Genomic DNA, 25,441 nt, shown 5'->3' with positions numbered 1-25,441 from the left:
ACGTGTACGGTCAGGACGCCCGCCAAGCAAGGTCAGGGCCCCCGCCGGAAGGAGACTCCGTGCGTGCCGTCACCGCAGCAGCGGCGATCCTGCTCCTCACCACCGTTCCGGCCGCCCCGGCCGCCGCCTCTGCGCAGGGGGCGGGAGCGCTGGTGCGTACCGACAAGGGCGTGGTCCGGGGGGAGGTGCTCCAGGACCACCGGGCCTTCCGCGGCATCCCGTACGCCGCGCCGCCCGTCGGCGAGCTGCGTTGGAAGGCGCCGCGACCGGCCGCGGCGTGGCAGGGCGTGCGCGACGCGACGGCGCCCGGCGAGCCGTGCGCGCAGCCCGCCAGCCCCTTCGGCAGCCCCCAGCCCGTCTACAACGAGGACTGCCTCTACCTCAACGTCACCACCCCGGCACACGGCCACAAGCTGCCCGTCATGGTGTGGGTGCACGGCGGCGGCAACCTCAACGGCGCCGGCGCGCCCTACGACGGCACCAAGCTCGCGGTGCGCGGCGGCGTCGTGGTGGTCACCCTCAACTACCGGCTCGGCGTGCTGGGCTGGCTGGCGCATCCCGCGCTGGAGGCCGGCGAGCGCTACCAGTCGGGCAACTACGGGCTGCTCGACCAGCAGGCCGCGCTGCGCTGGGTGCGGCGCAACATCGCGGCCTTCGGCGGCGACCCGGGCAACGTGACGCTGTTCGGCGAGTCGGCCGGCTCCGCCGACACCTGCGCCGGCCTGGCCTCGCCGACAGCGGCCGGGCTGTTCCACCGGGCCATCGCCCAGAGCTACAGCTGCGCCTGGCCGGCCCGGACCGAGCAGGAGGCGGAGACGAGCGGGGCCGCGTTCGCCTCCTCGCTGGGCTGCGCCGACGCCGCCTGCCTGCGCGCGCTGCCGGTCAGGACGCTCCAGGAGGCCTACCAGGAGCCGAACCCCTACCCGGTGGCCGGCGGCGACCAGGTGCTGCCGGTCCAGCCGCGCGAGGCGTTCGCGAGCGGCCGCTACAACCGGGTGCCGGTGATCCACGGCAACACCCTGGACGAGATGCGGCTGTTCCTGATCCTCCAGTACCCGCAGCCGATCACGCCGGAGCAGTACGAGGGGTACGTGCGCGGGACGTACGGCCCGGCCGCCGACGCGGTCCTGGCCCGCTACCCGGTCGCGGACTACCCCGACCTGCGCGTCGCGATCGCGACCATCCTGACCGACTTCGGCGGGCCGCTGTCCACCTGCGGGCACCTGGACGCGCTCGGCCTGTTCGCCCGCTCCGGCGTGCCGGTCTACGGCTACCAGTTCGCCGACAGGACCGCGCCGCCGTTCCAGGACATCCCGGGCTTCGAGCTGGGCGCGGCGCACGCGTCGGAGCTGCCGTACCTGTTCCCCGGCCTCTACGGCGCGCCGCTGAACGCCGAGCAGTCGCGGCTGTCGGACGTCATGGTGGACTACTGGACGTCGTTCGCCAGGACCGGCCGCCCGGCGGCGGCCCAGGCGCCGCGCTGGCCGCGCTTCCACTCCCCGGCCGACGTGCTGAGCCTGGCCCCCGGCCCGGACGGCATCCACACGGTGGACACGGCGCGGGCGAGCAACTGCGCGTTCTGGGAGTCGCTGGGCGGCGCGAGCTGATCCGCGTGCCTTGATGGACCGCGTGCCTTGATGGACCGTGTGCCCGATGGACCGTGTGCCTGATGGACCGCGTGCCGCCGATGGCGCGCGGTCCCGCGGCCCCTACAATCGCCTGTCCATGAGCAAATTACCGGTGGCCGCCGGGGTGGTGGCGGCGGCCGCGCTGGTCGCGGGGTTCCTGCTGCTCCCCGGCGACGACGACGGGCCGCGGCGGGCCGCGCGCGAGCGGTTGCCCCTCTCCCCCACGCGGCCGAGCGTGCTGGTGGACGCGCGGGGCGCCGTGCTGGAGGAGCTCGCCGGCGACTGCGCGGGCAGCCGGTACCCGTACCTCTGCGCGCGGGTCCGGGACGAGCTGCGGGCGGCCGACGAGCGGCTGCTCACGCTCGGCGGCCTGACGATCAGGACGGCGATCGACCCCGCCGTCCAGCGGGCCGCGCAGGAGGCCGTCGAGCGGCGCGTCGGCCACGACGACCGGCACGTCGCCGCCGAGGCCATGATCGTGCCGGGCACCGGCGAGATCCGCGCGCTGGCCGCGAGCCGCCCGTCCTCCGACGGGTACGCCTACCAGCAGGGCAGCACGGCCATGGTCTACCCGCTGGCCGCCGCGCTGGAGAAGGGCCTGCGCTTCGAGGACGGCTACCCCTACGCGGGCTCCTACCGGGCGCCCGGCTACGCGGCGTTCAAGAACTGCGACGGTCACCCGGTCGCCGACCCCGCCGTCACGATCGTCAACCAGCCGCCGCGCGACCACGGTCGCTTCACGACCCTCCGCGGCGGCACCCTGGCCGCGGAGAACGTCTTCTTCCTGCGGCTGACCGAGCGGACCGGGCTGTGCGAGACCGTGACGATGGCCCGCCGCCTCGGCCTGGCGCGCGCCGACGGCAAGCCGCTGAGGGAGTACGAGACCTTCGTCCTGGGCGTCAACGAGGTCGAGCCGGTGTCGGTCGCCACCACGTACGCCACCCTGGCCGCCCGCGGCCGGCGGTGCGAGCCGCGCGCGGTCACCGAGGTGGTCTCCGGCGACCGGGCCCTGGCCGCCTTCCCGCCGAGGTGCGAGCAGGCGCTGGCCCCGGAGGTCGCCGACGCGGTGACCCACGTCCTGGCCGGTGCTCTGGAGAACGGCCCGCTCAAGGGTCTCGACGGCCGCGACGCGGCGGGCATGCAGGGCACCGCCGACTCCTTCGTCTCGGCCGGGTACGCCGGCTACACCCCCGGCCTGGCCGCCGCGGTCGCCCTCGGCCTGCCGGGCACCCAGGCCCACCGGCACCGGCTGCGCGACGTCACCCTGGCCGGCCGCCACTACGACAGCGTGGACGGCCACGCCGTGCCCGGCCCCATCTGGAAGCAGTCGATGACGGCGGCCCTGGCCGGCCTGCCCGCGACCCCCTTCACCGCACCCGACGCGGACCGCTTCGGCGGCTGCCGCACCGCCTGCCCATGACACCGGCACGCGCGCTCAGCCGGCTCCGGCCCTCGTACCGGACAGCCGCTCCAGCGCGTGGCCCCGTGCGCCGTCCCGCTCCGCCGGCTGTCGGCCGAGCGGACGGCCGCCGTCGGGAGGCTCGCCGCGTCCCGCTGACGGACAGGGCCCGCCTGCCGTCAGAAGACCTGCCAGGTCGCCCCGGTGACCTGGCAGGGGCCGCCCCGGTGCACCAGGAGGCGGGCGGCGGGCAGGTCGAGGGCGATCGTGGCGAGCGTCTCCCAGCGCTGGTCGATCGGCTGGGTCAGGTCGGGGTGGGCGCAGACCGGCGCGTGCTCGGGGCCGTGGCTGAGCATGGCGCGGGCGCGGGCGGTCGGGTCCGCGGCGCTCAGCTCCGCGACGTGCTCGCCGAGGTGGTGCAGCCGCTCGTAGGTGCTGGGCCGGTCGGTGGCGTGCCGCTCCCCCTTCGCGAGGGCCGCGTCCAGGAAGTGGTTGCAGTGCTGCAGGACGCCGTCCGGTCCGTTCGGGACGACGGCGACCCCGGCCGGGGAGATCTCGATCGAGGCGGCGGCCTCCCCGGTGACGACGGTGAGGACGGTCGAGGCCGAGACCGTGGCGGAGCGGGCGAGGTCGGCGGCCTCCTCGACGGTGGCGGCCTCGTCCAGGATCCGGCGGGCGATCAGGTGCACCGGCACGCCGGGGTCGGCGTGGTCGGAGTGGTGGCGCAGGAGGTTGAAGTGCAGGCCGAGCCCGGCCGTGCTCACCCCGATCTTGGCCAGCGCCCCGGTCTCGGTGAACGTGCGCACCACGTGGCCCGGACGCGGCTCCAGCTCCCACAACATGGGCGACTGCCGCAGGTGGTCGTGCCAGTCCCAGGTCTGCACGGTGCGCGGCGCCCGTCCGGAGCCGGGCAGCACGACGGAGGTCGAGCACTCCCCCTCGCCGCTCGCGTGCACGGCGGCCAGGATCTCGGTGCGGGCGTTGACCGAGGCCACCTGCCAGGGCTCCAGCCCGGCGCCCGCGGCGATCCCGTCGATCTCCTCGGCCAGCGCCGGCGCCCAGGCGGCGGCGCGGTCGAGCGCCCGCTCGCTCCACGCGCGCACCCGTTCCGGGGACGCGCCGGCGGCGGCGAACAGGTCGTCGTAGCCCGCGACGTTGGCGGCGACAGCCGCGCGCCGGGCCGCGCCGAGCTCCTTGCCGCGGGCGTGCGGGCCGAGGCGGGTGGAGACGAGCGCGGGGAAGGTCATGGACGGTCCATCGGGTCGGCGGGCCGGAGGGGCGGCGGCGCTGGTCGGCGGGTGGTCGTGCTGGTCGGCGCCGGCCGATGGTGAACGCCTCGCGCCCGTCCCCCACATTACCCCGGGCCCCCGGCCTCGCACGGCAGGGGGCCCGGGGCAGAGTGGTCAGCCGAAGTTGACGTCGCTGCAGAAGTAGTACGTCTGGTCCATGTGCGAGGCCTTCCAGATCGTGTAGACGACGTGGCGGCCGGTGCGCGAGCCCTTGTTGATGCCGTTGATCATGTACGTGTCGCTCGGCGCGTACTTGCCCGTCTCGCGGATCAGTTCCAGGTGCCCCCAGGCGAGGGGCGTGGTCACGGCGTTGTAGCCCTGGCGCGTGATGTAGACCCGGATGTAGTCCGCGCCGTGCCGGGCCTGGTCGGTGAGGCGGATGTCGAACGTGCTGCCCAGGTTCGCCATCGTCCAGGCGCCGGGGGTGTCCATGGAGCGGTAGCGGCCGTCCTGGGTGCGGCCGGCGCTGCACAGTTGCCCGTCGGGGATGGCGGCCTGGTGGTTGCCGCCGACGTTGTCGCGGTAGAGGCCGTTCCAGTTCCACATGGCGTTGGGGTTGTCCTGCCACGCCTGCCAGCACATCGGGTCCTGCTGCTGCATGACGGGGTTCTGGAACTGGTTGCCCCAGCGCAGCCAGCAGCCGTAGTTGCGCGAGGCCGGGTCGACGACCGAGCCGTGCGCCGAGGCCGACTCGGCCAGCGGGACGGCGAAGATCATCGCCATGGACATCAGCAGGGCCAGGGCGCGCAGCGCCCAGCGGTTCGGGGCGACATGGGGCATAGTGCGGTCTCCGTGTTCCGGTCGGGGGTTGCCGGTATCGAGGAGCGCTCCCGCAGCGGGACGGTATCTGACCACATCGGTCCGGGCCAAGTGAGCGGCCTTGTCAGGAGGGAGGCGGGTCGGGATGAGCAGGGGAAAGGGCTTTCCGAGAAGGTGAAACTTTCAACGTGCCGTGGTCGCCACCCGTGGTGAGCGACCTTGAGAAGGAGCACGTGAGCGAGGGCCGGGTTCCCGACACCGGGTGGGCGGCCGCCGTGGCGACGACCGGACCGGGCACCGGACCCCGGCCGCAGGACGGCGGCGCCGCGGCGTTGACCTGGACCTCGGCCCTGCCGGCCCCCTCCTGCCGGAAGGACCGAGGCCAGGGGCTTCACCGGGGGTCGGGCGGGGTGCGGGCGGCCAGCGACGTGTAGATGGTCACCTCGTCGGGACGGATGAGCCCGTCCTGGATGGCGCAGATCAGCAGTTTCTCCTTGGTCGGCGCGGGGCGGCCGGCGGCGGCGTACTTGACGCGGGCCCGGTCGATGTACTGGCGGACGGTGCGCTCCTTGATGCCCATCCGGGCCGCCACCGACGCCTTCGACATCGACTGGAACCAGAACAGCAGCGCCTCCCGCTCCTTGTCGGACAGCTGGGGCCGGTGCGGGCGCTCGTCGGTGGCGATGGCCTGGGCCATCGGGGGCGTGACGCTGGGCCGGTCGGCGGCGACCTCCATGATGGTCTCCAGGCACGACTCGCGGGTGGCGCGGCCCTTGCCGATGAAGGCGGAGGCGCCCGCGTCCAGGACCGCCCGCACCGTCTCCGGCTCCTCGTGCTCGGAGAAGACGATGACCCGCTGCCCGCCCTGGCACAGCTCGGACACCCGGTCGATGACCATCGTGCCGTTGAGGTTGAGGTCCAGCAGCAGCACGTCGGCCTCGACGCCGAGCACCGCCTCGATGCTGGGCCCCTGGGCGACCAGCTCCACCGGGCTCGGCGGCGGGCCGAACCAGGAGCGCACCCCGTCCACCACCACCTGGTGGTCCTCCACGAGCGCCACCGTCACGGGCCCGGCACCGCGCTCTGCCAGATGCTGTTGACCCATACCTCCCCTCCCTGCCGCTGGTAGGTGACGACCACGCCGCTCGGCTCGCGCACCGGGGTGACGCTGATCGGCAGGTCGTCGTTGTCGGCCACGACGGCCACGCTCACCATCGTGGACATGGCCGACACCGTTACGCGGGCCCGCGTCCTGGCCCCGTCGAGCGCCCGGACCGGGGCGCGCAGCAGGTCCTCGCGCACGCCGTCCGGCAGGCAGGGCAGGAAGTCGCCGAACGGCGGCACCGTCACCATGACTCGCCGCCGCTCGGCCGCCTCGATGCGCTCGCGCAGCGCTGAGACCAGCGCGTCGGGGACGTCCTCGCGTTCGGTGATGAGCCGGCGCAGCCGCATGGCGCCGGCCGTGCAGTCGTCGCGGACCCGGGCGTCGCCGGGGTCGGCGCCGTGGGCGAGCTGCTCCAGCAGCTCCTCGGCGGCGTCGCGGATGGCGGCGTACCTGCGCAGCCGGTCGGTGTGGATGCGCTGGGCGGACTCGCGCAGCGCGTCGTCGGCGGCGAGCCTGCGGGCCAGCACGACGGCGTCCTCGGCGCGGGCGCGCAGCAGGTGGCAGCCCCACGCGTAACCGAGCTGCATGGTGATGCCGCCGACGATGACCACCAGGTACTTGGAGATGGACACCCGGTCGAACATGCCGGTGACCGCCATCGCGGCCAGCATGATGGCGGCGTTGCCGGCCAGGATCGCGATCAGCTCGGCGCGCCAGCGCGGCCGTCCCCACACCAGCATGACGCCGATCCAGCCGATCGAGCCCCACGCCCAGTCGCTGATGCCCAGCAGCTCGCCGGGCTCGATCGCGGCGATGGTGGCGACGTCCACGGCGAGGGTGACGGCGGCCAGCTCGCGGATCCTGGCCGGTCCGCGCGAGTGGCGGGCCAGCGAGCGCAGCGCGACCGCGAAGACGGCGGTGTAGGCGAGCCAGGCGGCGACGTTCAGCCAGGGCAGGCGGAAGGACTGCCAGCCGGTGACGGTGACGGTCAGGTCGTAGCCGAGGTGCCAGACGGCCGCGATGACGGCGGCCCCGAGGGCGGTGTAGCGGGCGTAGCGGCGGGCTACCTGCTCGATCTCCTCCGTCATGGCCGCCACCACAGGCTGACGCGGGTGCCCTGCGCGCCGGAGGAGATCTCGGCGCCGCCGTTGGGCAGCGAGCGCATCATGTCGAGGATGGAGCCGCGCACGCCGAACCGGTCCGGCGGCAGCCGCTCCTGGTCGAAGCCGCGCCCGCTGTCGGCGATCTCCACCACGATCCCGCCGTCGCGCCGGGTGGAGACGATCTCGGCCTCGTGCACGCCGGCGTGCTGGGCGACGTTGGCCAGCGCCTCGGTGACGGCGCGGGCGAAGTGCTCGGCGACGTCGCCGGGGACGGTCTCCGGGGTGAGGTCGGTGCGCACGTCCAGGCCGGCGGCGCGGCCGGCGACCTCGTCCAGCAGGGCGTCGAGGGCGATCGGGGCGAGATCGGCGCCCGGGGTGTCGCGCAGCCTCTCCAGCGCCGCGAGGTCGGTGCGCACCTGGGCGGCCAGCGTGGGCGAGGGCCGGTCGTAGGTGCCGAGGCCGACCATGGTCAGCGTGTGCAGCGCGGTCTCGTGGATGCTGCCGACCTGCTTGAGCTGGTCCTCGCGGCGCAGCCGCTCGACCATGAGCGAGATCTCGGCGCGCACGCTGCGCTCCAGGAAGGCGTCGGTCTTGGCGGACGAGCGGCGCAGCAGCGTCATCAGCATCACGATGGCGAGCAGCTGGACGAGGTGGACGCCCGTGGGGACGACGACGTCGGCGGCGGGGGAGGCCAGGCGCACCCCGGCCGCGAACGCCGCCGCCACGGCCAGCCCGGCCGCCACGCTCACCACGGGCCGCCAGGAGACCCCGGCGAGGATGATCGTCATGGTGACCAGCCCCGACACCCAGCTCGCCCCGCTGTCGAGCGTCTCCTCGGCGACCAGGCGGCGCTGGAGGAGGCACAACGTGAGCGTGACCGCCACATCAGCGGCCGCCAGCCGGCGCGGCACCAGGTCCTTGCGCCACCACACCCGCGCGAACGCCGCCGTCAGGCCGAGCTGGACCGCCAGGAACGGCACCAGCCAGGCGAGCGAGACCGGCGCGACGGCGCCGAAGGAGGCCGCGACCGCCGCCACCGCACCCACCGCGCTGCGCGCGCCCGCGGCGGTTCGGGCAGTGGCCTTCTCCAGTTGCCGGGTCGCCGAGTCGTACCTCGTGGGGCGGGGGTGAGACATGGGCCGTCCGCACACGGTGGGAGCACAAGACGGGTTTCACGATAACGCAGTTCAGGACGGGCAAAAAGGAAACGGGATGGGTTTTCCCTCGTGATCGGCGCGGGGTTCTCCCTGCCGTGACGGTGGTCGTGGTCATGGGTCGCATGGCTGTCTCGTCCTCAGGGCCGGTTCCGTGCGGCGTGCACCGCCCCTTCACACCCTGGTCCGGGCCGTTTCGCGCGGCACGACGGTCGAACGGCCGTCAGCCGTCCCGCGCCGCCCTGACGTCTACTGGTGCGATGCCGCGACGCCCGGGCTGGGAGGGGACCTCATGACGATCTTCGTGATCTCGATCCTGATCGGCTGCCTGTCCGTGATGACCGTACAGGGCAGGCGCGGGAAGTGGCCGCCGGGGATGCCGGTGACGCGGCCGCGGCTGGTGGCGGTGGGCGGCACGTACGAGGGGTCGCAGGCCCGGCAGTCCGACGGGTACGTCATCCAGGAGCGGCTGATCGCGACGGCCGACGGCACGGCCGGCCAGGCGACGGGCAGGGGCACGGGCGGCGGGGCCGGCAGCGGGGCCGGCGGCGGGATCGGCGGCGGGGCCGGTTCGGAGCTGGGGCACGTGGCCGCCGCCCTGGCGCTCGCGGCCGTGGTCGCGGCACGCCCGCAGCACGGGGGCACGCGCGAGCAGGACCTGGACGAGTGCGCCCAGGCCGCGCATCGCGCGGTGCGCAACGCCGCCCTGCGTGACCCGGCCACACCGGGGCTGTCCAGCACGCTGGACCTGATCGTCCTCGACCCCGGCGAGAGTCCGCGCCTGCGCTTCGCCCACGTCGGCGGCGGCGGCATCTGGCACTGCCCGCGCGGCGGCCGGCCCGTGCCGCTCACCACGTCCCACTGCTTCGACGACGGGCCGCCGCTGCGCGCGCTCGGCCGGGCCACGGCGCTCAACCCCGAGATCGGCTCGGTGGCCGTCGGGCCGGGCGACCGGGTCGTCGTCGTGACGGACGGCGTGCTGCGGGCGCTCGGCGCGCAGCGCCTGACGGAGCTGCTGGCCGAGGGCGTCTCCCCCGCCGCCTGCCTGGACCGGCTGTACGACGAGCTCGCCGCGGTCGAGCCGAAGGAGGACGCGACGGTCGTCATCGCCGACTTCGTGACCGTGTGACGCGGCAGGCCGTCCCGTAATTAGGACCCGCCAAAAGGCCAGATGATCTAGTATTTCGGTCATGAGTGCACCGTCGGTGATCAACCCGAACATCCCGCACTCGGCCCGCGTCTACGACTACTGGCTGGGCGGCAAGGACAACTTCGAGGCCGACCGGCGGGTGGCCGAGGCGACGATGGCGGCGGTCCCCGGCATCCGCGAGAGCGCCAGGAACAACCGGGCCTTCCTCGGCCGCGCGGTACGCCACCTCACGCGGCAGGGCGTGCGGCAGTTCCTCGACCTGGGGACGGGCATCCCCAGCCAGGGCAACACCCACGAGGTCGCCCAGGAGGAGGCGCCGGAGTCGCGGGTGGTCTACGTCGACAACGACCCCATCGTGATGACCCACGCCAGGGCGCTGCTGACCAGCACGGAGGAAGGGCGGACCGCGTACCTGGAGGCCGACGTGCGCGACCCGCGCGCCGTCCTGGAGCATCCCGAGGTAGGCGAGATCATCGACTTCACGCGGCCGGTCGCGCTCATGATGGTCGCCATCCTCATGCACATCCCGGACGCCGACGACCCGGAAAGGCTGGTCAGGACGTACGCCGACGCCCTTCCGCCGGGAAGTTACCTGGTGCTCAGCCACCTGACGCTCGACCTCGTCCCGCCGAAGGTGGCCGAGGACTACCTGGCGGCCACCGCGCACCAGGCGATGCACCGCACCCCGCGCACCGGCGCGCGGATAGCCCGCTACTTCGACGGCTTCGACCTGGTCGAGCCGGGGCTCGTCCCGGTCTCCGAGTGGCGGGACACGCCGCTGTTCCCCGACGAGACGCCCTGGATGTACGGCGGGGTGGGCCGCAAGCGCTGACCGGCTCCCGGCCGGCGCCGGCCTGCTGGCCACCGTGCACGCCGTTCCCGGCGGCCTGCCCGACGCGGACGAGCGGCTGCTGCACGGGACGATCACGCACCGGCACGGCGACTGCTCGACCGGGCCACACGGAACGGCCTCCCGACGCACGCCCCCGACCGGCCCCACACCCCGGACGGCCAGGCCCACGGCGCCGGGCCCCGGCTGGCGGCCCTGTTCACGCGGCACGACGGCCCGCGGGACCGGCTGCGGGCCGGGCAGGCGCTACAGCGGGCGCTGCTCACGGCGACCGCCCAACGGGATGGCGTCGTCGTTGTCCGGCCGCACCACGCTCTTCGACCGCCCGTCGCCGCTCGGGCGCTCGCCCGAGAGCCGCCCGCCGCGACACCGCGACGACGGCCGGAAGGCCCGGAGCGCCTGACCCCGGAACACCCCTGGAACCCCCGGAACGGGAACGGCGGCCCGTGCACCAACGCCCTGGGACGCCGTTTAAGGTGCAACCTGTGATCGCATTTCGGGACGGGACGGCGGAGTGAGCACAACGGTCGGAGCCGGTCAGGCCGCGCGTACGGAGCGCCCGGCGAAGCGGCGGCGGCGCAGGCGGTGGATGTCCTGGACACTCGTCACGCTGCTGGCCGTGTGGGCCCTGATCAGGGCCGGCGGGCTGGAGCAGGGGTCGTTGCTGACCCAGCTGATGACCGTGACGCCGTACGGGGCGGCGCTGGCGGCGCTGACCGCGCTGCTGCTGGTCCGCCGCAACCGCCCGGCCGCGCTGGTCGCGGCGACGGCCTGCGTGGTGCTGGCCGCCTGCGTCGCGCCGCGGCTGACCGCCGAGGACCAGCCGGCGGTGGCCGGCCCGCCGCTGCGGGTGCTGACGATCAACCTGTTCGGCCGGGGTGACGCGCGGACCGTGGTGGACCTGGTGCGTACCCGCCAGGTGGACGTCTTCACCGCGTTGGAGCTGCGCCCGGAGGCGGTCGAGCGGCTGGACGCGGCCGGGCTGAAGGAGCTGCTGCCCCACCGGGTGCTGCAGGCCGCCCCGGGCTCGACCGGCAGCGGCATCTACTCCCGCCATCCGCTGACCGAGCTGAAGGGCCTGGTCGCGCCGGCCGGCCACAACATGCCCGCCGCCACCCTGACACCGCCCGGCGGGCCGGTGGTGGAGGTCGTCGCCGTGCATCCCGACCCGCCGCTCGGCCGCAAGGAGGCGGGGTGGAAGGCCGCCCTGGCCGCCCTGCCCCCCGCCACCACGAACGACACGCCGGGCGACGCGGAGGACACGCCGGGCGACGCGGAGGACGCGCCGGGCGACACGGCAGGCGCGGCGGGCGACACGGCAGGCGCGGCGGGTGGCGAGACGGGCGCGGCGGACGCGATCCGGGTGCTGGCCGGCGACTTCAACGCCAGCCTCGACCACCGTGCCTTCCGCGCGCTGCTGGAACGCGGCTACGTGGACGCCGCCGCCCAGGCGGGCAAGGGCCTGGTGCCGACCTGGCCCGCCTCCCGGCCGGTGCCGTCCGTCATCGCCATCGACCACGTGGTGGCCGACGAGCGGGTGGCGGTGCGCCGGGTGGAGGTGGCCGACGTGCCCGGCACCGACCACCGGGGCGTCTTCGCCGAACTCCAGCTCCCCTGACGGCGCCCCCTGGCGGCCCCGCTGACGGCCCGCGACGACTCCCCGAACGGCCCGCGAGGGCCCCGCGACGATTCCGCGAACGGCCCGCGAGGGCTCCGGCTTCCACGAGAAGCGGCGCCCGCCCCCCTGCGCGGGCACGGGCGCCGCCGTACGGCTGGAGGAAGTGGTCAGGCCACGTTCTCCTCCGCCTCGCGCTCCAGCGTCCTGAGATCGAAGGCGCCCGACTTGACCGCCGTGACGAACGCCTCCCAGTCACGCCGGGGCACCTCTAGCACGAGGTCGGGGTTGTCGACGTGCACGAGCTCCACGTGGTCGTTGATCCGCTTGGCCGCGACGCGGCCGGCGTCATGAGTCATGCCGCATTCCTTCTTTCCGTGAACACTACGGAGGTTCCGCCCCGGCCCGCCGTTCGCGGGAGGACCGGGGCGGTTGCCGGCAGCCTCCCATCCCACCCGGCGCCTCTTCCACCGCTTCCGCCGGCACGCAGGGTGACAAATCCACCACCTGGAGTTCGGCGCCTTTGTCCCCGGAGCAAGAATCCCCACCCGTCAGACCTCCGCATCCCGGGCGACCACCACGAAGCGCCGGGCGGTGGCGCGCAGCGGCAGGCCGCGTTCCATGTCCGCGTGCAGGGCCCGCAGCCGGGCGTCGCGGGCGGCGGCGTCGAAGCCGGGCACCTGCCAGGGGACGACCCGCAGGAACAACACGAGCGCTCCCACGTCGTGGAAGACGACCGGGAAGGCCGCCTCCGCACGCCAGGTCACCTTCAGCCCGGCGGCGGCCAGCCCGGCCACCGCCGTGGCGAGGCTCCAGTCACGGCTTCCGTGCGGCGGCCCGCCGAGAGCCCGGTTGACCTCCTCCAGGTCGCGCCCGCAGACCTGCTGGGTGACGAACGTGCCCCCGGGGGCCAGCAACCGGCGGACCTCGCGCGGGTCGTACGCCTCGTGCCGGTCGACGATCAGCTCGAACGCCCCGCCGGGCAGCGACGCCGTCCCGCCCCCGACGACCTCCACGCCCAGGGGTTCCAGGCGGCGCCGGGCGACCGGGACGTTCGGCGGGTACCTCTCGGTGGCGACGGCGCGCGGCGGCAGCGGCGCGAGGGACGCCAGGAACTCGCCCCCTCCCGTCCCGAGGTCGAGCAGCGAGCCCACCCCCGCCAGGCGGTCGCGGACCAGCCCCGCGTAGCTCCAGGGCAGGCACTCGCGGGCGGTCATCCGTCCCTGGAGGACGTCGAAGTCCCAGCCCTCGAAGGGGGTGGCGGCGGCCTCGCGGATCAGCTCCTCGTAGTCCATGTACGCGATCATGGCGGGCGGCCGGGCGGTGACGCGCGTGCTTTTCCGGCCGGCTCCCCGGGCGGGGCGGGCCGGTGTGTCATCTTCTCCGGATGACCGCTGTCATGTGCGGCCGGTGACATCGCCGACTTAACCGCGGGCCCCTTCCCGGCCCATGCTGTGGGCCATGACTTCTCGCCGACTCCCCTCCATCGCCCGGCGGGCGGCCGTCGCCGCCGCGCTGGGCGCGCTGCTCGCGGCAGGCGTTCCGGCCGCTCCCGCCGGGGCCACGGCTCCCGGCGGGCCGGACCGGCGGGCGCTTCAGCAGACGCTGGACGCCGTCCGTGACGCCGGCATGTACGGCATCTACTCCGACGTCCGCGACGGGAACCGGGCGTGGCGGGGCGCGGCCGGCGTGGCCGACGTGGGCAACGGCCGGCCCGTGCGGCCGGACATGGTGCACCGGATCGGCAGCATCACCAAGACCTTCACGGCGGTGGCGATCCTGCAGCAGGTCGAGCGGGGCACCGTCGAGCTGGACGCGCCGGTGGGCCGCTACCTGCCGGACCTCGTCCCCGGCGAGCGCGGCGCGCGCATCACGGTGCGGATGGTGCTCAACCACACCAGCCACATCGCCGACTACGTGGTGGCGGCCTTCCCCTCGCTGCTGGAGGGCTCGACCCGGAGCCTGGACGACAACCGCTTCCGGCGCCTGGCCCCTGAGGAGCTGGTCCGGATGGGCCTGGCGGGCCCGCCGACCGGGGAGCCGGGCGCGGCCCCGGGGTCGTACTCGAACACCAACTACGTGCTCGCCGGCCTGCTGCTGGAGCGGGTGACCGGCACGGACGCCGAGACCTACATCACCCGCAACGTGATCAGGAAGGCGGGCCTGCGGCACACGTCGTTCCCGCGCACGCCGCGCATCCCGGGCGCGCACTCCGGCGCGTACGAGTCCTGGTACGGCCTGATCGACCCGCCGCGCGACTACAGCGTCTACGACATGTCGTGGGCGGGCACGGCGGGCGCGCTCACCGCCACCATGGACGACCTCAACCGGTTCTACCGGGCGCTGCTGCGCGGCGAGCTGGTGAGCGGGGCGCGGCTCGCCGAGATGCGCACCACGGTGCCGGTGGCGGTCGGCGGCGCCCTGATCGACTACGGCCTCGGCATCTACGCCCTCGACCTGCCGTGCGGCCGGTTCTGGGGGCACGACGGCGGCGTGTTCGGCATGGCCACGCAGTCGTTGTCCAGCGAGGACGGCGACCGGCAGATCTCGTTCGGCGTCAACCGCACCAAGTACCAGCAGGTCGAGAACGGCGCCGTCGTGCCCCACGCGATCGACTACGCCCAGGCCGAGCACCTGCTGACGGCGCTGTGCGGAGCGGGCACCGCCACGGCGAGGACGGCCGGGCCCGCGGTCCTGCCGTTCCCGGCCGACCGGGGGCCGTTCGGCGACTCGTGACGCCGGTGTGTCATCGGTCACCCCGTACCTGTGGATTTGTGCACAGAGACTTTCCCCGGGTCTCCGTAATGTCCCTGCTGCCGGACGACAGAGCCCGGCAGTAGCAGCACCCACACGGGGAGGAACCCACATGCGCAAGACTCTCGCCCTGGCGGCCGCCGCCGGCTCGATGGCCCTGACCGGCCTCGCTGTCGCCCCGGCCGCCGCCCAGGCCACGACCGCCACCACCCGGCACGCCGCCACCGCGAGCGGCCACGTCAACGACTGGGGCAGGTTCTTCTCCAGCGACCACAAGGCCTACACCTTCGGCCGGACCTGGAAGCAGGGCGGCAAGGTGTTCACGAAGTGGTACGGCGTGGACAGGCGCGGCGGCAAGAAGGGCTGGGTCTGGTTCGAGTACTACAGGAACGGCTCCTGGCACCGCTTCAACCACTCCTTCGACGGCAAGGTCGCCGGCGCGTGGAGCGGCCGGGGGATCAGGAAGATCTACACCTTCACCTGCTGGGCCGGCAAGTTCGACAACTGCGGCAAGAAGTACCGCATCTACTGACAGGGCGGAAGGCCCGGCGCGCACGGTCGCGCCGGGCCTTCCGGCGTGCGGAGGCCGGGTCAGGACGAGAACGCCTGGAACTCGGCCGCCCTCACCTGCTCCCGCTGCGGGCTGGCGGTGGCGCAGTCCGTCGAGGAGGTCGGATCGGCGTCCTGCTCGCCCGCGTACAGCGGGTTGCCGGTGCACTGGGTGGTGACCGCGCGCAGCATCAGGTGCGTCGCGCTGGTCGGCCGCACGGTGAAGGACCTGATCAGCAGGTCCGCGCCGCGCGGGCGCGGCAGCGTCGTGGCGAACGCGTCCTGCGGGCTGGTGTAGATCCTGGTGAAGCTCGCCGGGTCGGCGCAGTTCGCGGCGCAGGCCAGCACCTCGAACGAGCGCAGCGCCGAGAAGCGGTTCTGCCCGCCGGGGTCGGCCGGATCGCCCGCGTCGGGCCGCAGCATCGCGCTGACCTGGACCCGCCGGATCGTGACCGGGGCGTCGCCCGCCAGGTCCACGACCACCGACTTGCCGGCCGGGGCGCCGGTGAGCGAGGCCCAGTTCGTGGCCTCGGTCTCGTCGATGAGCCTGGCCTGGTTGACGCCGTCGCCGCTCGCCGTCGCGCCGCCCGCCGCCGCGGCGTGGTTGCGGGTCAGTGGCAGGGGCAGCGGCAGCTTCACGCCCGGCAGCACCGCGAACGTCAGCCGGCGGTGCCCGAACCCGCTGCCGGCCACCACGAAGTCGTGGACGCCGGGCGTCATCTCCACGGTGTCGCCGAGCGGGGTGGCGGGGTCGGTGTCGGCGACCGGGACCGCCCGGGCCTCGTAGTCGCCGACGTACAGGCGCAGCGCCGCGCCCTTGGCCTCGCCGAGGGGCTTGAGCTGCAGGGAGCCGTTGCGGCCGGCCGGGTCGACGAAGCTCGGCGTCGCCTGGCCGTCGTTCGGGCCGGTGCTGGCGGCGTCCCGGCCCAGGCCGTGCTCGGCGAACGCGCGCCACATGATGTCGTGGTTCCTGCCGCCGAAGCGGATGGCGTCGGCCGCCAGCAGGGCGTCGCGGTGGTCGACGTAGGTGACCGCGCCGGAGGCCATCAGCAACAGCGCGTCGTAGGAGAGCTGCACCCAGCGCCGGTTGCCGGGGCACCGCTCGACCGGTGTCTTGCCGTCGGCGCAGGAGCGCTGGAGCTTGGCCGTGCCCAGGCCGTAGCGCTTGACGAAGGCGTCGCGCACGTCGAACTGGGTGGCCGACCAGATCTCGCCGTCGGCGTGCGGCTGCTGGCCCACCAGGTCGTAGTTGAGGTCGCTGTAGTTGAGCGGCGACCTGGACATGTCGTAGTTGCGGATGCCGCGCCGCTTGTCGCCGGTGACGTAGCCGCCGGTCACGTACGGGGTCGCGCCCGGCGGGCGGAAGCCGTACTCGAAGAGGTACTCCATCGCGAACAGGTCGGAGGTGCTCTCGTTCATCGCGCCGGCCTGCGCGCCGCTCCATCCGGCGTTCGGGCCGCCGATCATGCGGCCGGAGATGGCGTGCGTGTACTCGTGGCCGATGACCGACATGTCGTAGTCACCATCCACGCAGGGGGCGTAGAAGGCGCCGGCGATCGGCTGCCACAGGTACATGTTGGTGATCGGCGCGACCCCGTCGGGCCCGGTGATCTGGTTGGCGTTGTCGCGCACGGACGCCACCCGCGCGCCCGCCTGGGCGTTGCCCTGCTCGGGGTCGCCGCCGAGGCCGCCGCGGTCGCCGTTGTCGGCCTGCATGTTCCAGGCGGTCTCGGTGAAGCCGAGCCGGTAGGACCAGTCGTGCATGCGGTTGTGCATGACGTGGAGGTTGGCGATCGCCGCCTCCAGGTCGGCCTCGCCCGGCCGGTCGAGCGCGGCGGGGTCGCACTTGGCCTCGTACCAGGCGTTGCGCCACGGGTAGACGTAGTTCCTGCTGGGGGTGAGCACGTTGGTACGGGTGCCGACGCTGAAGGGGTCGCCGTTGGCGCGGTTCTCGTACGTGCGGGCGGCGTTGCCGAGGCTGGTGTACGTCGGCTCGCCGGTGGTGTGGTCCACGTCCCAGGCCCTGCCGGTCGCCGGGTCGCCGCCGACGACGCGGTCGCAGCCGGGCGCCGCGGTGTGGCACCAGGTCTCGCGGGTGTCGGCGGAGGAGTAGTCGCCGCGCGGGCTCGCCGGGAACGCCGCCCACCGCGGGTTGTCGGGGTCGAAGTGGTCGACCAGGTTCTCGCGGGTCAGGACGGCGCCGCTGACCGCGTCCACGTGCGTCGTGTACGCCGCCGGCTCGCCGTTCCCCCCGCCGATCAGCACGACCTGGTACGCGCGGTGCACCCCGTCGGGCGCGGGCACCGCCACCGGCGTGACCTGCTTGGTGGCGGCCGTGGCCAGGTCGACGCCGCCGTCCCTGGCCGCGATCTCCAGGGCCTGCCGGTCGCTGATCGCGGCGGCCGGGGGCGCCTGCGTGGCGCGCGACAGGGAGGAGGTGACGGACCGGACGGCGCCGTCCACCACGCCGACGGCGACCAGCCCGTCCACCCCGGCGGGCAGGCCGCCGAAGCGCTGCCGCAGGAGCACGGCGTGGCCGGGGCCGATGGGGTTGACCGCGACCCGCTCCAGCGCGTCCACCGCCTCGGCGGACAGCCCGAAGACGTTCTCGTTGGCCTTGAGGTAGGCGCGCGCGGCCCGCTCGGGATCGTTCCCCAGCCCTTCGGCCAGGGGCTCGGCGCTGACCACGGCGGCGGGGGTGCCGAGGGCGTTCCAGCGGATCCGCGCCTCGGGCCCCGCCCTGCGGGCGTCGGCGCCGGACGGCGGCGCCACCCGGCCCTGCCGGTTGTCCACGTCGGGCTTGCCGTGCTGCTCGGCCTGGAAGTCGTGGACGGGAGCCTGCCCGCCGGGTTCGCCCCGGGCCGGCCCGACGGGCGACAGGGCCGCCGCGGCCAGCGCGACGGCGAGGAGGGTGCTGCTGCGTAACCAGGACTGTGACGACACGATGATCCTCTCTGCGTGCCGGAGGGCGCGCGGATCACGCGCGCCTCCGCAAGAGGTAACACCGCGCTGACTGCCTGACAAGATCCCGGCGCGGGCCGCTACGTCGCCACGCGCAGCGGGATCTGGGGGGCCAGGCGGTCGGCCCAGGCGGAGATGACCGCGTTCAGGTCCGGTAGCTGGGACTCCAGGAAGGCCAGGCCGGGGGTCGGGACCGTGGCGCCCAGCTCCACCAGGAGCGGGCGCAGGTGGACCTCGACCGCCAGCGCGTGCTTCGGGTCGCCCATGACCAGCAGCGGGACGGCGGTCTTGCCGGCCAGCGCGGCCGGGGGCAGCCGGTCCAGGAACGCCTTCAGCAGGCCGGTGTAGGTGCCCTTGTAGGTGGGGCTGGCGACGACGAGCACGCTCGCCTCGGCCACCAGGCCCAGCGCCGCCTCCACCCCCGGGGAGGCGGTGGGGGCGAGCAGGTGGGGGGCGAGGGCCGACAGGTCGGCCAGCTCGTGGGCGACGGGGCCGCCGAGCCGGGCGGCCAGCGCCTCGCCGGCCGCGATCGCCACGGTCTGGGTGCGGGAGCCGGCTCGCGGGTTGCCGACGATGGTGAGGATGCTCATCCGATGACCGCCAGTTCTGGAGTGGTGTAGCGGGAGGCGGGGCGGGGCAGGCCGTAGTTCTCGCGCAGGGTGCGCCCCTCGTAGGCGTGCCGGAACAGCCCTCTGGCCCGCAGCTCCGGCACGACGTGGTCGACGAAGTCGGACAGGCCGTCGGGCAGGATCGGCGGCATCACGTTGAAGCCGTCGGCCGCACCGCCCTCGAACCACTCCTGGATCTCGTCGGCGATCCGCTCGGGCGTGCCGGCGACGACGCGGTGGCCGCGGCCCCCGGCCAGGCGGGCGAGGAGCTGCCGCACGGTCAGGTGCTCGCGCCTGGCCAGGTCCACGACGAGCTTGCGGCGGCTCTGCGCGCCCTCGGTCTCGACCGGGATGTCGGGCAGCGGCCGGTCCAGGTCGTCCTCGGTCAGCTCGATGCCGGTCATCTGGCGTAGCTGCGCCAGCCCGTACGCCGGGATGATCAGCTCCTCCAGCTCCTTCTCCAGCCGCAGCGCCTCCCGCTCGGTCGAGCCGATGATCGGCGAGATGCCGGGCAGCACCAGCACCTCCTCGGGCCGCCGCCCCCGGGCGGCCACCCGGCGCTTGAGGTCGGTGTAGAACTCCCGGCCCTCGGCGAGGGTCTGCTGGGCGGTGAAGACGGCCTCGGCGTAGGTGGCGGCGAAGTCCTTGCCGTCCTCCGAGGATCCGGCCTGCACCAGCAGCGGGTGGCCCTGGGGCGGGCGCTGGGTGTTGAGCGGGCCGTGGACGGCGAAGTGCTCGCCCGCGTGCTCGATGGGGTGGATCTTGCCGGTGTCGGCGTAGCGGCCGGCGGTCCGGTCGCGCAGCACGGCGTCGTCCTCCCAGCTGTCCCACAGCTTGAGCACGACCTCCAGGAACTCCTGCGCGCGGGCGTAGCGGGCGGCGTGCGCGGGCCGGTCGACGCCGAAGTTGCGGGCCTCGGCCTCGCCGGCGGAGGTGACGATGTTCCAGCCGGCCCGGCCGCCGCTGATGTGGTCGAGGGAGGCGAACTTGCGCGCCACGTGGAAGGGCTCGTTGTACGTCGTGGACACGGTGGCGATGAGGCCGATGTGGTCGGTGACGGCGGCCAGGGCGGACAGCAGGGTGAGGGGTTCGAGGCCGCCGAGCGCGTTGTGCGCGACGTCGCCCTGCAGGGCCACCCCGTCGGCCAGGAACACCGAGTCGAGCGTGCCGCGCTCGGCGATCCTGGCCAGCTCCTGGTAGTGGCGCACGTCGGTGAGGCGGGCGGGCTCGGTGCGCGGGTGCCGCCAGGCGGCCTCGTGATGGCCGACGCCCATGAGGAAGGCGTTCAGGTGGAGCTTTCTCGTCACGTGGTCCTCCAGGTGGAGAAGCGGCGCTCGGCGGCGACCAGGAGCAGGTTGAGCAGCAGGCCGAGGGCGGAGATGGTGATGATGCCGGCGTACATGTCGGGGATGCGGAAGCTGGACTGGGTGTCGAGGATGAGGTAGCCGAGGCCGGCCTTGGCGCCGATCATCTCGGCGAACAGCAGCACGAGGATGGAGGTCGCCCCCGCCAGCCGCACGCCGGTGAAGATCGCGGGCACGGCGGCGGGCAGGATCACCTTCTGGAACAGCCGGACCGGGCCGAGGCCCATGGAGCGGGCCGACTTGACGAGCAGGGGCTCGACGGTCTTCACGCCGCTGATGGTGTTGAGCACGATCGGCCACGCGCAGGCGTACAGCACGAAGGTGATCTTGGCGGGCTCGCCGATGCCGAGCAGCAGCGTGAACACCGGCAGCAGCGCCACGGCCGAGGTGTTGCGGAACAGCTCCAGCACCGGGGTCAGGAAGTCGGCGACCGGCCGGTACCAGCCGATCAGCAGGCCGAGCGGGATGGCCAGCACGACGGCCAGGCCGAAACCGGCGAGGGAGCGGCCCAGGGACGCCTCCAGGTGCTCCGGGAGCTGGCCGCTGACGAGCAGGTCGTACCAGGCGGCGAGGTCGGTCGAGAGCGGGGGGACGAAGACCGGGTCCACCAGGCCGGTCCTGGGCAGCAGCTCCCAGACGGCCAGCAGGGCGAGGACGGCGGCCGTGTTCACGGCCGCCCGCCGGGTCCAGCCGAGCAGCCGCCGCCGGCGGGGCCGCCCGGTGGAAACCGCCGCCTCCCGGGTCCCGGTTTCGGTCCCGGTCCCGGCTCCGGTTTCGGTCTCGTCGTCGGGGAGGTCGTACCAGTGGACGTCGCCGGGCAGGGCGCGGGTGTCAGCCATGGGAGACCGCCACCTCCCGCTCCTGCACCTGCGCGGCCGCGACCTCGTCGCGCAGCAGCTCCCAGATGTGGTGGCGGTACGCGCCGAAGGCCGGGTCGGCCCGCAGGTCGCCCTCGCGCGAGTCGAACGCCACCTCGACGACCTCCTTGATCCGGCCGGGCCTGCTGGTCATGACGGCGACCCGCTGCCCCAGGTAGACGGCCTCGTCGATGCCGTGCGTGATGAAGATGACCGTCTTGCCGGTGTGCTGCCAGACGCGGACCAGCTCCTCCTGCAGCGACTCGCGGGTCTGCGCGTCGAGGGCGGCGAACGGCTCGTCCATGAGCAGCACGTCGGGGTCGAAGGCGAGGCTGCGGGCGATGGCCACGCGCTGGCGCATGCCGCCGGACAGCTCGTGCGGGTAGCGGTCCTCGAACCCGGTCAGGCCCACCAGCGCCAGGTGCTCGCGCGCCCGCGCCGCCCGCTCCCGGCGCGGCACGGCCTTGGCCTCCAGCCCGAACTCGACGTTGCCCTGCGCCGTGCGCCACGGGAACAGCGCGTACTGCTGGAAGACCACGCCGCGGTCGAGGCCGGGGCCGGTGACCGGTTCGCCGTTGATGAGGACCTGCCCGGAGGTCGGCTGCGTGAGCCCGGCGACCAGGTCGAGCAGGGTGGACTTGCCGCAGCCGCTGGGGCCGACGAGCGCGAGGAACTCGCCCGCCCGCACGTCGAGGTCCACGCCGGACAGGGCAGTGAACGGCTCGGCGGCGTCCCTGACGTGGAAGGTCTTGGTGACGTTGCGGATGCCGATCTCGGTCATGACGTGCTCCCGGCGGCGTAGGGGTTGAACTCGTTGGTGTAGACGTCGGCGGCCTTGACCTGGCCGGGGCGGATCTCGCCCTCGCGCTGCAGCCAGCCGATCCAGGTCTCGAACTCCTTGGGGGCGATGACGCCGCCCTTGCCGGCGATGCCGGTGCTCTTCCAGAAGCGGACGGTGTCGGCGCTCTCGTTGCGGCCGCGCTTGGCGATGATCTGCTCGAACTTGGCGACGACCTCGGCGCGGGAGTGCTCCTGCGCCCACGCGACGGCCTTGGCGAAGCCGGTGACGAACGTCTTCGTGGTGGTGGGGTTGTCGGCGATGAAGTCCTCGCGCAGCACGATCGAGCCGGCGGTGAACGGGCCGAACAGGTCCACGTCGGTGAACAGCGGCCGCAGCCCGCCCCGTTCGAGGGCCTTGTCCCTGAGCACGCCGCCGAGGGTGCCGACGTCGAGCTGGCCCTGCCGGAGGGCCTGCTCGGTGTTGACCGGCGGGATCACCACGAGCTGGACCTGCTTGACCTCCTCCGGGGTCAGGCCCTGGCGCCTGAGGTACTCCTTGATGACCGCCTCGTGGTGCGCGCCGAGCGTGTTGACGCCGATCTTCTTGCCGATGAGGTCGCGGGCGGTCCTGATGGGGCTGTCCTGCTTGACGTAGTAGCCGTTGAAGGTGTCCTTGTCGGAGCCGTAGTAGCCGATGACCGCCCTGATCGGCGCCCGGGCGGCCTTGAGCTTGATGATCGCGCCGTTGAAGGCGCCGCCGAAGTCGGTCTGGCCGGTGGCGGCGGACTGGATGTCCTGGGGTCCTGAGGTGGTGTTGCCCACCCACTTGAGCTTGAGGTCGCCGAGATAGCCGAGCTCCTCGGCCAGCTCGGCGAAGGTGACGGTGCCGGCGTTGCCCTGGTAGCGCAGCACCTTCACCTCCGACTCACCGGTGGTCGCCTCGGCGCCGCCGCAGCCTGCCAGGACGACGGGCAGGAGGGCGGCCATGAGGGCATGTCTGGTCTTGATCACGTTGGTGTCCTCGGGGAGGAGGGAGAGGGGGGTCTTCGGTGCGTGATCAGTGACACTGCGCGCTGGCGACGTGGCCGAAGTCCACGTGCGGGCGCCGGGTCAGGTAGAGGCCCTGGCTCATGCGTACGAAGCTACGGCCACGCCCGCCTAAAGTCAACTTTTCCTACTGGACATGCATGAAATTAGGCTCGACAGGTAACGACGATCCGACAGGGAGGCCCGATGATCTTCATCACCGCCAAGTTCCGCGTCAAGCCGGAGCACGCCGACCGCTGGCCCGAGATCACCAGGGAGTTCACCGAGGCGACCCGCGCCGAGCCCGGCTGCCTGTGGTTCGACTGGTCGCGCAGCCTCGACGACCCGGCCGAGTACGTCCTGGTCGAGGCGTTCCGCGACGACGCGGCCGGCGCGGCGCACGTGCAGTCGCCGCACTTCAAGCAGGCCCAGGAGGCACTGCCGCGGCACCTGGCCGAGACGCCGCGCATCGTCAACGCCACCCTCGCCCAGGACGGCTGGTCCGAGCTCGGCGAGATGGCCGTCCGGGACTGACCTGCTCAGCCCGGCCGGCCCGGCCGGCCCGTCCGGCTCGCTCAGCCCGGCCCGCTCAGCCCGTGCGCACGTCGCCGTAGGCGAACGGCTCGATGGATCGGGCTGGTGTCGATGGGCCGGGCGGGGGCGGTGGCCGGGTTCGACCGCGTGCGGGCCTGTCGCGGCCGGCATCCGGATGATTCCCGTTCCGCATGGAACGGCCAAAGCCCTGCGGCCCGGCGGCTGGTGTGCTTGACTCCCGCCCTGTAATCACACCCTCTGGGAGGGTTTCATCATGGGGGAGTTCGTGGGGATCGACCCCAGCGCGGCACATCGCCTCATCCGCCGGATGGAGGCGGGCGAAGGGCTCCTGGACGGCGTGCGTCCCCTGCTGGAGGCGGCCGTGGCGGAGGCCGGCGCGGACTGGGCCGGCCGGCGCGGCTGCGCCGCCGTGCGGCGGGCCCGCCGGTTCCTGCGCGAGGCCCGGCGGGAGCTCAGGTGGCGCATCGACACCGCCGAGCAACTGGTGCCGGTGCGCGAGCGCGGCCTGCTCACGGTCACGTTCCCGTTCGGCGGCGAGGCGGAGGCGGCCCGCACGGGCCGCTCGGCGGCCACCGCCGTCCTCGCGGCCCTGCCCTCCACCCGCACCACCGGGCCCCCGACCGGGCCCGCGACCGAGCCCCCAACCGAGTCCCCAACCGGGCCCCCAACCGGGCGCGCCGCCGGAACCAGCCGCTCCGGCGACGCGCCCACCCCCCACCAACCCCCCGCGACCAGGACCCCCACCCCAACCGAGGCCCCCACCACAGCCAAACGAGCCAACCCGACCGAGCGGGCCACCCCTACCGAGCAGTCCATCCCGACCGAGCAGGCCGGCACGGTCGAAGGTGTTGGCCCGGATCAGTGGGCCGCTTCGGGCGGGTGGGTTGCTGTGGTTGAGCGGGTGCTGGGGGGGTGTGGTGAGGTGGTCGGGGATCCGGCCTGTGCGGCGGCGTTGCTGGCCGGGCTCGGGCCGGGTGGGCTCGTTCTCGTTCTGCGCGGGTGGGTGGCGGCCGAAGCCGGTGGCGAGCGTGACGGCCTGCCGCCCGCCGTGCTCGCCCGGGCCGCCGGCGCCGCCCCCGGCCTGCTGGCGCGGGCCTTCGCCGCCGCCGAGCGCACCGCCCGGCTCGGCGAGGAGTGGCGCGAGCTGCCCGCCACGGCCCCGGCCGACGTGCTGACCACGCTGATCGCGCTGGCCCGCCCGTCGGGAGCGTTCCTCAACGTGGTCGCGGCCGAGCTGCTGAACCGCCGCCCCGACGCCGGCCCCGACTGGAACCTGCACCACCTCGCGCACGCCTACCGCACCCGCCCGGAGGCGTTGCAGGAGCTGCTGGCCGAGCACCCGAAGGAGACCGGCGTCCTGCTGGACGCCTACGCCCTCGGCACCCACCCCGCCTACGAGCGGGTCCTGACCGAGGCCCTGCGGCACGCGCTGGCGCCGGGCGCGGGCGCCGACGGGCTGCGCGAGCGGGCCTGGCTCGGCCTGGCCGGCGCCCTCGGCGGCGAGCACCGCCTCTGGCCCGCCCTGGAGAACGTCCCGCCCGCGGGGAGGCACCCATGAGCACCCGGCACCAGCTCCTGCGGCAGGCCGCCGAGAAGGAGGCCCTGGCCGGCGCCTTCACCCGTTACGCCAAGCGCCTGACCGGCGCGTTCGACGGCGTTCCCACGCGGTGGCAGGAGTGCGAGGCGTTCTGGACCGGCCCGGCCGCCGAGCGGTTCGCGGTCCGGGCCGCCCGGCTGCGGCGCGAGCTGGCCGAGCTGGAGGACTCCTGCCTGGCCACCGCCGAGAACCTGCGCCGCCGCGCCCGCCGGCTCCGCGCGGACGCCGCCGCCGCGTCCGACGGTACCGGGCCCGACGGTACTGGGCCCGACGGCAACGGCTGGGCCGGGTAGGGCGGCGTCCGTACGCAACGGCCCGCAAGCGCTTGCGCTACCACG

Annotated in this window: 24 protein-coding genes; 11 read left to right on the top strand and 13 right to left on the bottom strand. The window is 74.1% G+C overall.

Going from position 1 to position 25,441, the window contains the following annotated elements; genetic code table 11:
• Positions 1–59: 59 nt before the first annotated feature.
• Both AB0H75_RS07580 and AB0H75_RS07575 read left to right on the top strand, forming a co-directional pair.
• Positions 60–1,607 (top strand): carboxylesterase/lipase family protein, encoded by a 1,548-nt coding sequence (locus AB0H75_RS07580; RefSeq protein WP_367792001.1) that lies wholly within the window; start codon positions 60–62, stop codon positions 1,605–1,607.
• A gap of 118 nt (positions 1,608–1,725) precedes the next feature.
• Positions 1,726–3,048, top strand: coding sequence for a hypothetical protein (locus tag AB0H75_RS07575; RefSeq protein ID WP_367791998.1), 1,323 nt, complete (start codon positions 1,726–1,728; stop codon positions 3,046–3,048).
• Positions 3,049–3,206: 158 nt separating this feature from the next.
• Here AB0H75_RS07575 and AB0H75_RS07570 read toward each other — a convergent pair whose 3' ends face one another.
• From AB0H75_RS07570 to AB0H75_RS07550, 5 genes are all read right to left on the bottom strand, one after another.
• Positions 3,207–4,274, bottom strand: a complete 1,068-nt coding sequence (locus AB0H75_RS07570; RefSeq protein ID WP_367791995.1) for a C45 family autoproteolytic acyltransferase/hydolase — start codon at positions 4,272–4,274, stop codon at positions 3,207–3,209.
• A 156-nt stretch (positions 4,275–4,430) separates the two neighbouring features.
• Entirely contained in the window at positions 4,431–5,096 is a 666-nt protein-coding gene (locus AB0H75_RS07565) for a lytic polysaccharide monooxygenase (RefSeq protein ID WP_367791992.1), read from the bottom strand.
• A 370-nt stretch (positions 5,097–5,466) separates the two neighbouring features.
• The gene (locus tag AB0H75_RS07560; RefSeq protein WP_367791988.1) at positions 5,467–6,141 is read right to left on the bottom strand and encodes a response regulator; all 675 of its coding nucleotides are present in this window, start codon (positions 6,139–6,141) and stop codon (positions 5,467–5,469) included.
• Positions 6,138–7,268: a hypothetical protein gene (locus AB0H75_RS07555; RefSeq protein WP_367791984.1), complete on the bottom strand. Its 1,131-nt coding sequence runs from the start codon at positions 7,266–7,268 to the stop codon at positions 6,138–6,140. The genes AB0H75_RS07560 and AB0H75_RS07555 overlap by 4 nt, the downstream gene beginning before the upstream one ends.
• Positions 7,265–8,419 carry a sensor histidine kinase gene (locus AB0H75_RS07550; RefSeq protein ID WP_367791981.1) on the bottom strand — a complete coding sequence of 385 codons (1,155 nt, stop codon included), beginning with the start codon at positions 8,417–8,419 and terminating at the stop codon, positions 7,265–7,267. Before AB0H75_RS07550 ends, AB0H75_RS07555 begins: the two co-directional genes overlap by 4 nt.
• A gap of 310 nt (positions 8,420–8,729) precedes the next feature.
• Here AB0H75_RS07550 and AB0H75_RS07545 point away from each other — a divergent pair, with 310 nt between their 5' ends.
• From AB0H75_RS07545 to AB0H75_RS07530, 4 genes are all read left to right on the top strand, one after another.
• Positions 8,730–9,566: a PP2C family serine/threonine-protein phosphatase gene (locus AB0H75_RS07545; protein WP_367791978.1), complete on the top strand. Its 837-nt coding sequence runs from the start codon at positions 8,730–8,732 to the stop codon at positions 9,564–9,566.
• Between the two features lie 61 nt (positions 9,567–9,627).
• Positions 9,628–10,419 carry an SAM-dependent methyltransferase gene (locus AB0H75_RS07540; protein ID WP_367791975.1) on the top strand — a complete coding sequence of 264 codons (792 nt, stop codon included), beginning with the start codon at positions 9,628–9,630 and terminating at the stop codon, positions 10,417–10,419.
• A 34-nt stretch (positions 10,420–10,453) separates the two neighbouring features.
• Positions 10,454–10,840 carry a hypothetical protein gene (locus AB0H75_RS07535; protein WP_367791972.1) on the top strand — a complete coding sequence of 129 codons (387 nt, stop codon included), beginning with the start codon at positions 10,454–10,456 and terminating at the stop codon, positions 10,838–10,840.
• Between the two features lie 186 nt (positions 10,841–11,026).
• Complete coding sequence (locus AB0H75_RS07530; RefSeq protein WP_367791969.1) at positions 11,027–12,055, top strand: endonuclease/exonuclease/phosphatase family protein; 1,029 nt, start codon at positions 11,027–11,029, stop codon at positions 12,053–12,055.
• A gap of 167 nt (positions 12,056–12,222) precedes the next feature.
• Here the strand turns inward: AB0H75_RS07530 and AB0H75_RS07525 are convergent, their stop codons facing one another.
• Positions 12,223–12,411 carry a hypothetical protein gene (locus AB0H75_RS07525; RefSeq protein ID WP_367791966.1) on the bottom strand — a complete coding sequence of 63 codons (189 nt, stop codon included), beginning with the start codon at positions 12,409–12,411 and terminating at the stop codon, positions 12,223–12,225.
• A gap of 192 nt (positions 12,412–12,603) precedes the next feature.
• Positions 12,604–13,347 carry a class I SAM-dependent methyltransferase gene (locus AB0H75_RS07520; RefSeq protein WP_367791963.1) on the bottom strand — a complete coding sequence of 248 codons (744 nt, stop codon included), beginning with the start codon at positions 13,345–13,347 and terminating at the stop codon, positions 12,604–12,606.
• A 166-nt stretch (positions 13,348–13,513) separates the two neighbouring features.
• Between AB0H75_RS07520 and AB0H75_RS07515 the strand changes: the two genes are divergently transcribed.
• Together AB0H75_RS07515 and AB0H75_RS07510 are read left to right on the top strand one after the other, a co-directional pair.
• The gene (locus tag AB0H75_RS07515; RefSeq protein ID WP_367791960.1) at positions 13,514–14,788 is read left to right on the top strand and encodes a serine hydrolase domain-containing protein; all 1,275 of its coding nucleotides are present in this window, start codon (positions 13,514–13,516) and stop codon (positions 14,786–14,788) included.
• A 130-nt stretch (positions 14,789–14,918) separates the two neighbouring features.
• On the top strand, positions 14,919–15,338 hold the full coding sequence (locus AB0H75_RS07510; RefSeq protein ID WP_367791957.1) for a hypothetical protein: 420 nt from the start codon (positions 14,919–14,921) through the stop codon (positions 15,336–15,338).
• 59 nt (positions 15,339–15,397) lie between these two features.
• Here AB0H75_RS07510 and AB0H75_RS07505 read toward each other — a convergent pair whose 3' ends face one another.
• The 6 genes from AB0H75_RS07505 to AB0H75_RS07480 all read right to left on the bottom strand — a co-directional run bounded on the left by AB0H75_RS07505 (position 15,398) and on the right by AB0H75_RS07480 (position 22,936).
• Positions 15,398–18,298 carry a M36 family metallopeptidase gene (locus AB0H75_RS07505; RefSeq protein ID WP_367791954.1) on the bottom strand — a complete coding sequence of 967 codons (2,901 nt, stop codon included), beginning with the start codon at positions 18,296–18,298 and terminating at the stop codon, positions 15,398–15,400.
• A 98-nt stretch (positions 18,299–18,396) separates the two neighbouring features.
• The gene (locus AB0H75_RS07500; protein WP_367791951.1) at positions 18,397–18,906 is read right to left on the bottom strand and encodes an NADPH-dependent FMN reductase; all 510 of its coding nucleotides are present in this window, start codon (positions 18,904–18,906) and stop codon (positions 18,397–18,399) included.
• Positions 18,903–20,231, bottom strand: a complete 1,329-nt coding sequence (locus AB0H75_RS07495) for an LLM class flavin-dependent oxidoreductase (protein WP_367791948.1) — start codon at positions 20,229–20,231, stop codon at positions 18,903–18,905. Before AB0H75_RS07495 ends, AB0H75_RS07500 begins: the two co-directional genes overlap by 4 nt.
• Positions 20,228–21,127, bottom strand: a complete 900-nt coding sequence (locus AB0H75_RS07490) for an ABC transporter permease (RefSeq protein ID WP_367791945.1) — start codon at positions 21,125–21,127, stop codon at positions 20,228–20,230. Before AB0H75_RS07490 ends, AB0H75_RS07495 begins: the two co-directional genes overlap by 4 nt.
• Positions 21,120–21,926 carry an ABC transporter ATP-binding protein gene (locus AB0H75_RS07485; RefSeq protein ID WP_367791942.1) on the bottom strand — a complete coding sequence of 269 codons (807 nt, stop codon included), beginning with the start codon at positions 21,924–21,926 and terminating at the stop codon, positions 21,120–21,122. Before AB0H75_RS07485 ends, AB0H75_RS07490 begins: the two co-directional genes overlap by 8 nt.
• Positions 21,923–22,936 (bottom strand): ABC transporter substrate-binding protein, encoded by a 1,014-nt coding sequence (locus tag AB0H75_RS07480; RefSeq protein WP_367791939.1) that lies wholly within the window; start codon positions 22,934–22,936, stop codon positions 21,923–21,925. Before AB0H75_RS07480 ends, AB0H75_RS07485 begins: the two co-directional genes overlap by 4 nt.
• A 222-nt stretch (positions 22,937–23,158) precedes the next feature.
• Between AB0H75_RS07480 and AB0H75_RS07475 the strand changes: the two genes are divergently transcribed.
• From AB0H75_RS07475 to AB0H75_RS07465, 3 genes are all read left to right on the top strand, one after another.
• Entirely contained in the window at positions 23,159–23,485 is a 327-nt protein-coding gene (locus tag AB0H75_RS07475) for a putative quinol monooxygenase (RefSeq protein WP_367791935.1), read from the top strand.
• A 274-nt stretch (positions 23,486–23,759) separates the two neighbouring features.
• Positions 23,760–25,064, top strand: coding sequence for a hypothetical protein (locus tag AB0H75_RS07470; RefSeq protein ID WP_367791932.1), 1,305 nt, complete (start codon positions 23,760–23,762; stop codon positions 25,062–25,064).
• Complete coding sequence (locus AB0H75_RS07465) at positions 25,061–25,396, top strand: hypothetical protein (RefSeq protein WP_367791928.1); 336 nt, start codon at positions 25,061–25,063, stop codon at positions 25,394–25,396. The genes AB0H75_RS07470 and AB0H75_RS07465 overlap by 4 nt, the downstream gene beginning before the upstream one ends.
• Positions 25,397–25,441: the final 45 nt, after the last annotated feature.

Origin of the sequence: Nonomuraea sp. NPDC050783 (genome assembly GCF_040802095.1) — a bacterium.
Taxonomy (GTDB): Bacteria; Actinomycetota; Actinomycetes; order Streptosporangiales; family Streptosporangiaceae; genus Nonomuraea.
The sequence above is the reverse complement of the archived record's forward strand: the minus strand, read 5'-3'. Positions and strand labels throughout refer to the sequence as shown.

Excerpts from the sequence above, each read along its gene's own strand:
- AB0H75_RS07575 (WP_367791998.1), top strand. The coding sequence starts at position 1,726 with ATGAGCAAATTACCGGTGGCCGCCGGGGTGGTGGCGGCGGCCGCGCTG.
- AB0H75_RS07570 (WP_367791995.1), bottom strand. The coding sequence starts at position 4,274 with ATGACCTTCCCCGCGCTCGTCTCCACCCGCCTCGGCCCGCACGCCCGC.
- AB0H75_RS07565 (WP_367791992.1), bottom strand. The coding sequence starts at position 5,096 with ATGCCCCATGTCGCCCCGAACCGCTGGGCGCTGCGCGCCCTGGCCCTG.
- AB0H75_RS07555 (WP_367791984.1), bottom strand. The coding sequence starts at position 7,268 with ATGACGGAGGAGATCGAGCAGGTAGCCCGCCGCTACGCCCGCTACACC.
- AB0H75_RS07550 (WP_367791981.1), bottom strand. The coding sequence starts at position 8,419 with ATGTCTCACCCCCGCCCCACGAGGTACGACTCGGCGACCCGGCAACTG.
- AB0H75_RS07545 (WP_367791978.1), top strand. The coding sequence starts at position 8,730 with ATGACGATCTTCGTGATCTCGATCCTGATCGGCTGCCTGTCCGTGATG.
- AB0H75_RS07540 (WP_367791975.1), top strand. The coding sequence starts at position 9,628 with ATGAGTGCACCGTCGGTGATCAACCCGAACATCCCGCACTCGGCCCGC.
- AB0H75_RS07530 (WP_367791969.1), top strand. The coding sequence starts at position 11,027 with ATGTCCTGGACACTCGTCACGCTGCTGGCCGTGTGGGCCCTGATCAGG.
- AB0H75_RS07525 (WP_367791966.1), bottom strand. The coding sequence starts at position 12,411 with ATGACTCATGACGCCGGCCGCGTCGCGGCCAAGCGGATCAACGACCAC.
- AB0H75_RS07520 (WP_367791963.1), bottom strand. The coding sequence starts at position 13,347 with ATGGACTACGAGGAGCTGATCCGCGAGGCCGCCGCCACCCCCTTCGAG.
- AB0H75_RS07515 (WP_367791960.1), top strand. The coding sequence starts at position 13,514 with ATGACTTCTCGCCGACTCCCCTCCATCGCCCGGCGGGCGGCCGTCGCC.
- AB0H75_RS07510 (WP_367791957.1), top strand. The coding sequence starts at position 14,919 with ATGCGCAAGACTCTCGCCCTGGCGGCCGCCGCCGGCTCGATGGCCCTG.
- AB0H75_RS07500 (WP_367791951.1), bottom strand. The coding sequence starts at position 18,906 with ATGAGCATCCTCACCATCGTCGGCAACCCGCGAGCCGGCTCCCGCACC.
- AB0H75_RS07490 (WP_367791945.1), bottom strand. The coding sequence starts at position 21,127 with ATGGCTGACACCCGCGCCCTGCCCGGCGACGTCCACTGGTACGACCTC.
- AB0H75_RS07485 (WP_367791942.1), bottom strand. The coding sequence starts at position 21,926 with ATGACCGAGATCGGCATCCGCAACGTCACCAAGACCTTCCACGTCAGG.
- AB0H75_RS07475 (WP_367791935.1), top strand. The coding sequence starts at position 23,159 with ATGATCTTCATCACCGCCAAGTTCCGCGTCAAGCCGGAGCACGCCGAC.
- AB0H75_RS07470 (WP_367791932.1), top strand. The coding sequence starts at position 23,760 with ATGGGGGAGTTCGTGGGGATCGACCCCAGCGCGGCACATCGCCTCATC.
- AB0H75_RS07465 (WP_367791928.1), top strand. The coding sequence starts at position 25,061 with ATGAGCACCCGGCACCAGCTCCTGCGGCAGGCCGCCGAGAAGGAGGCC.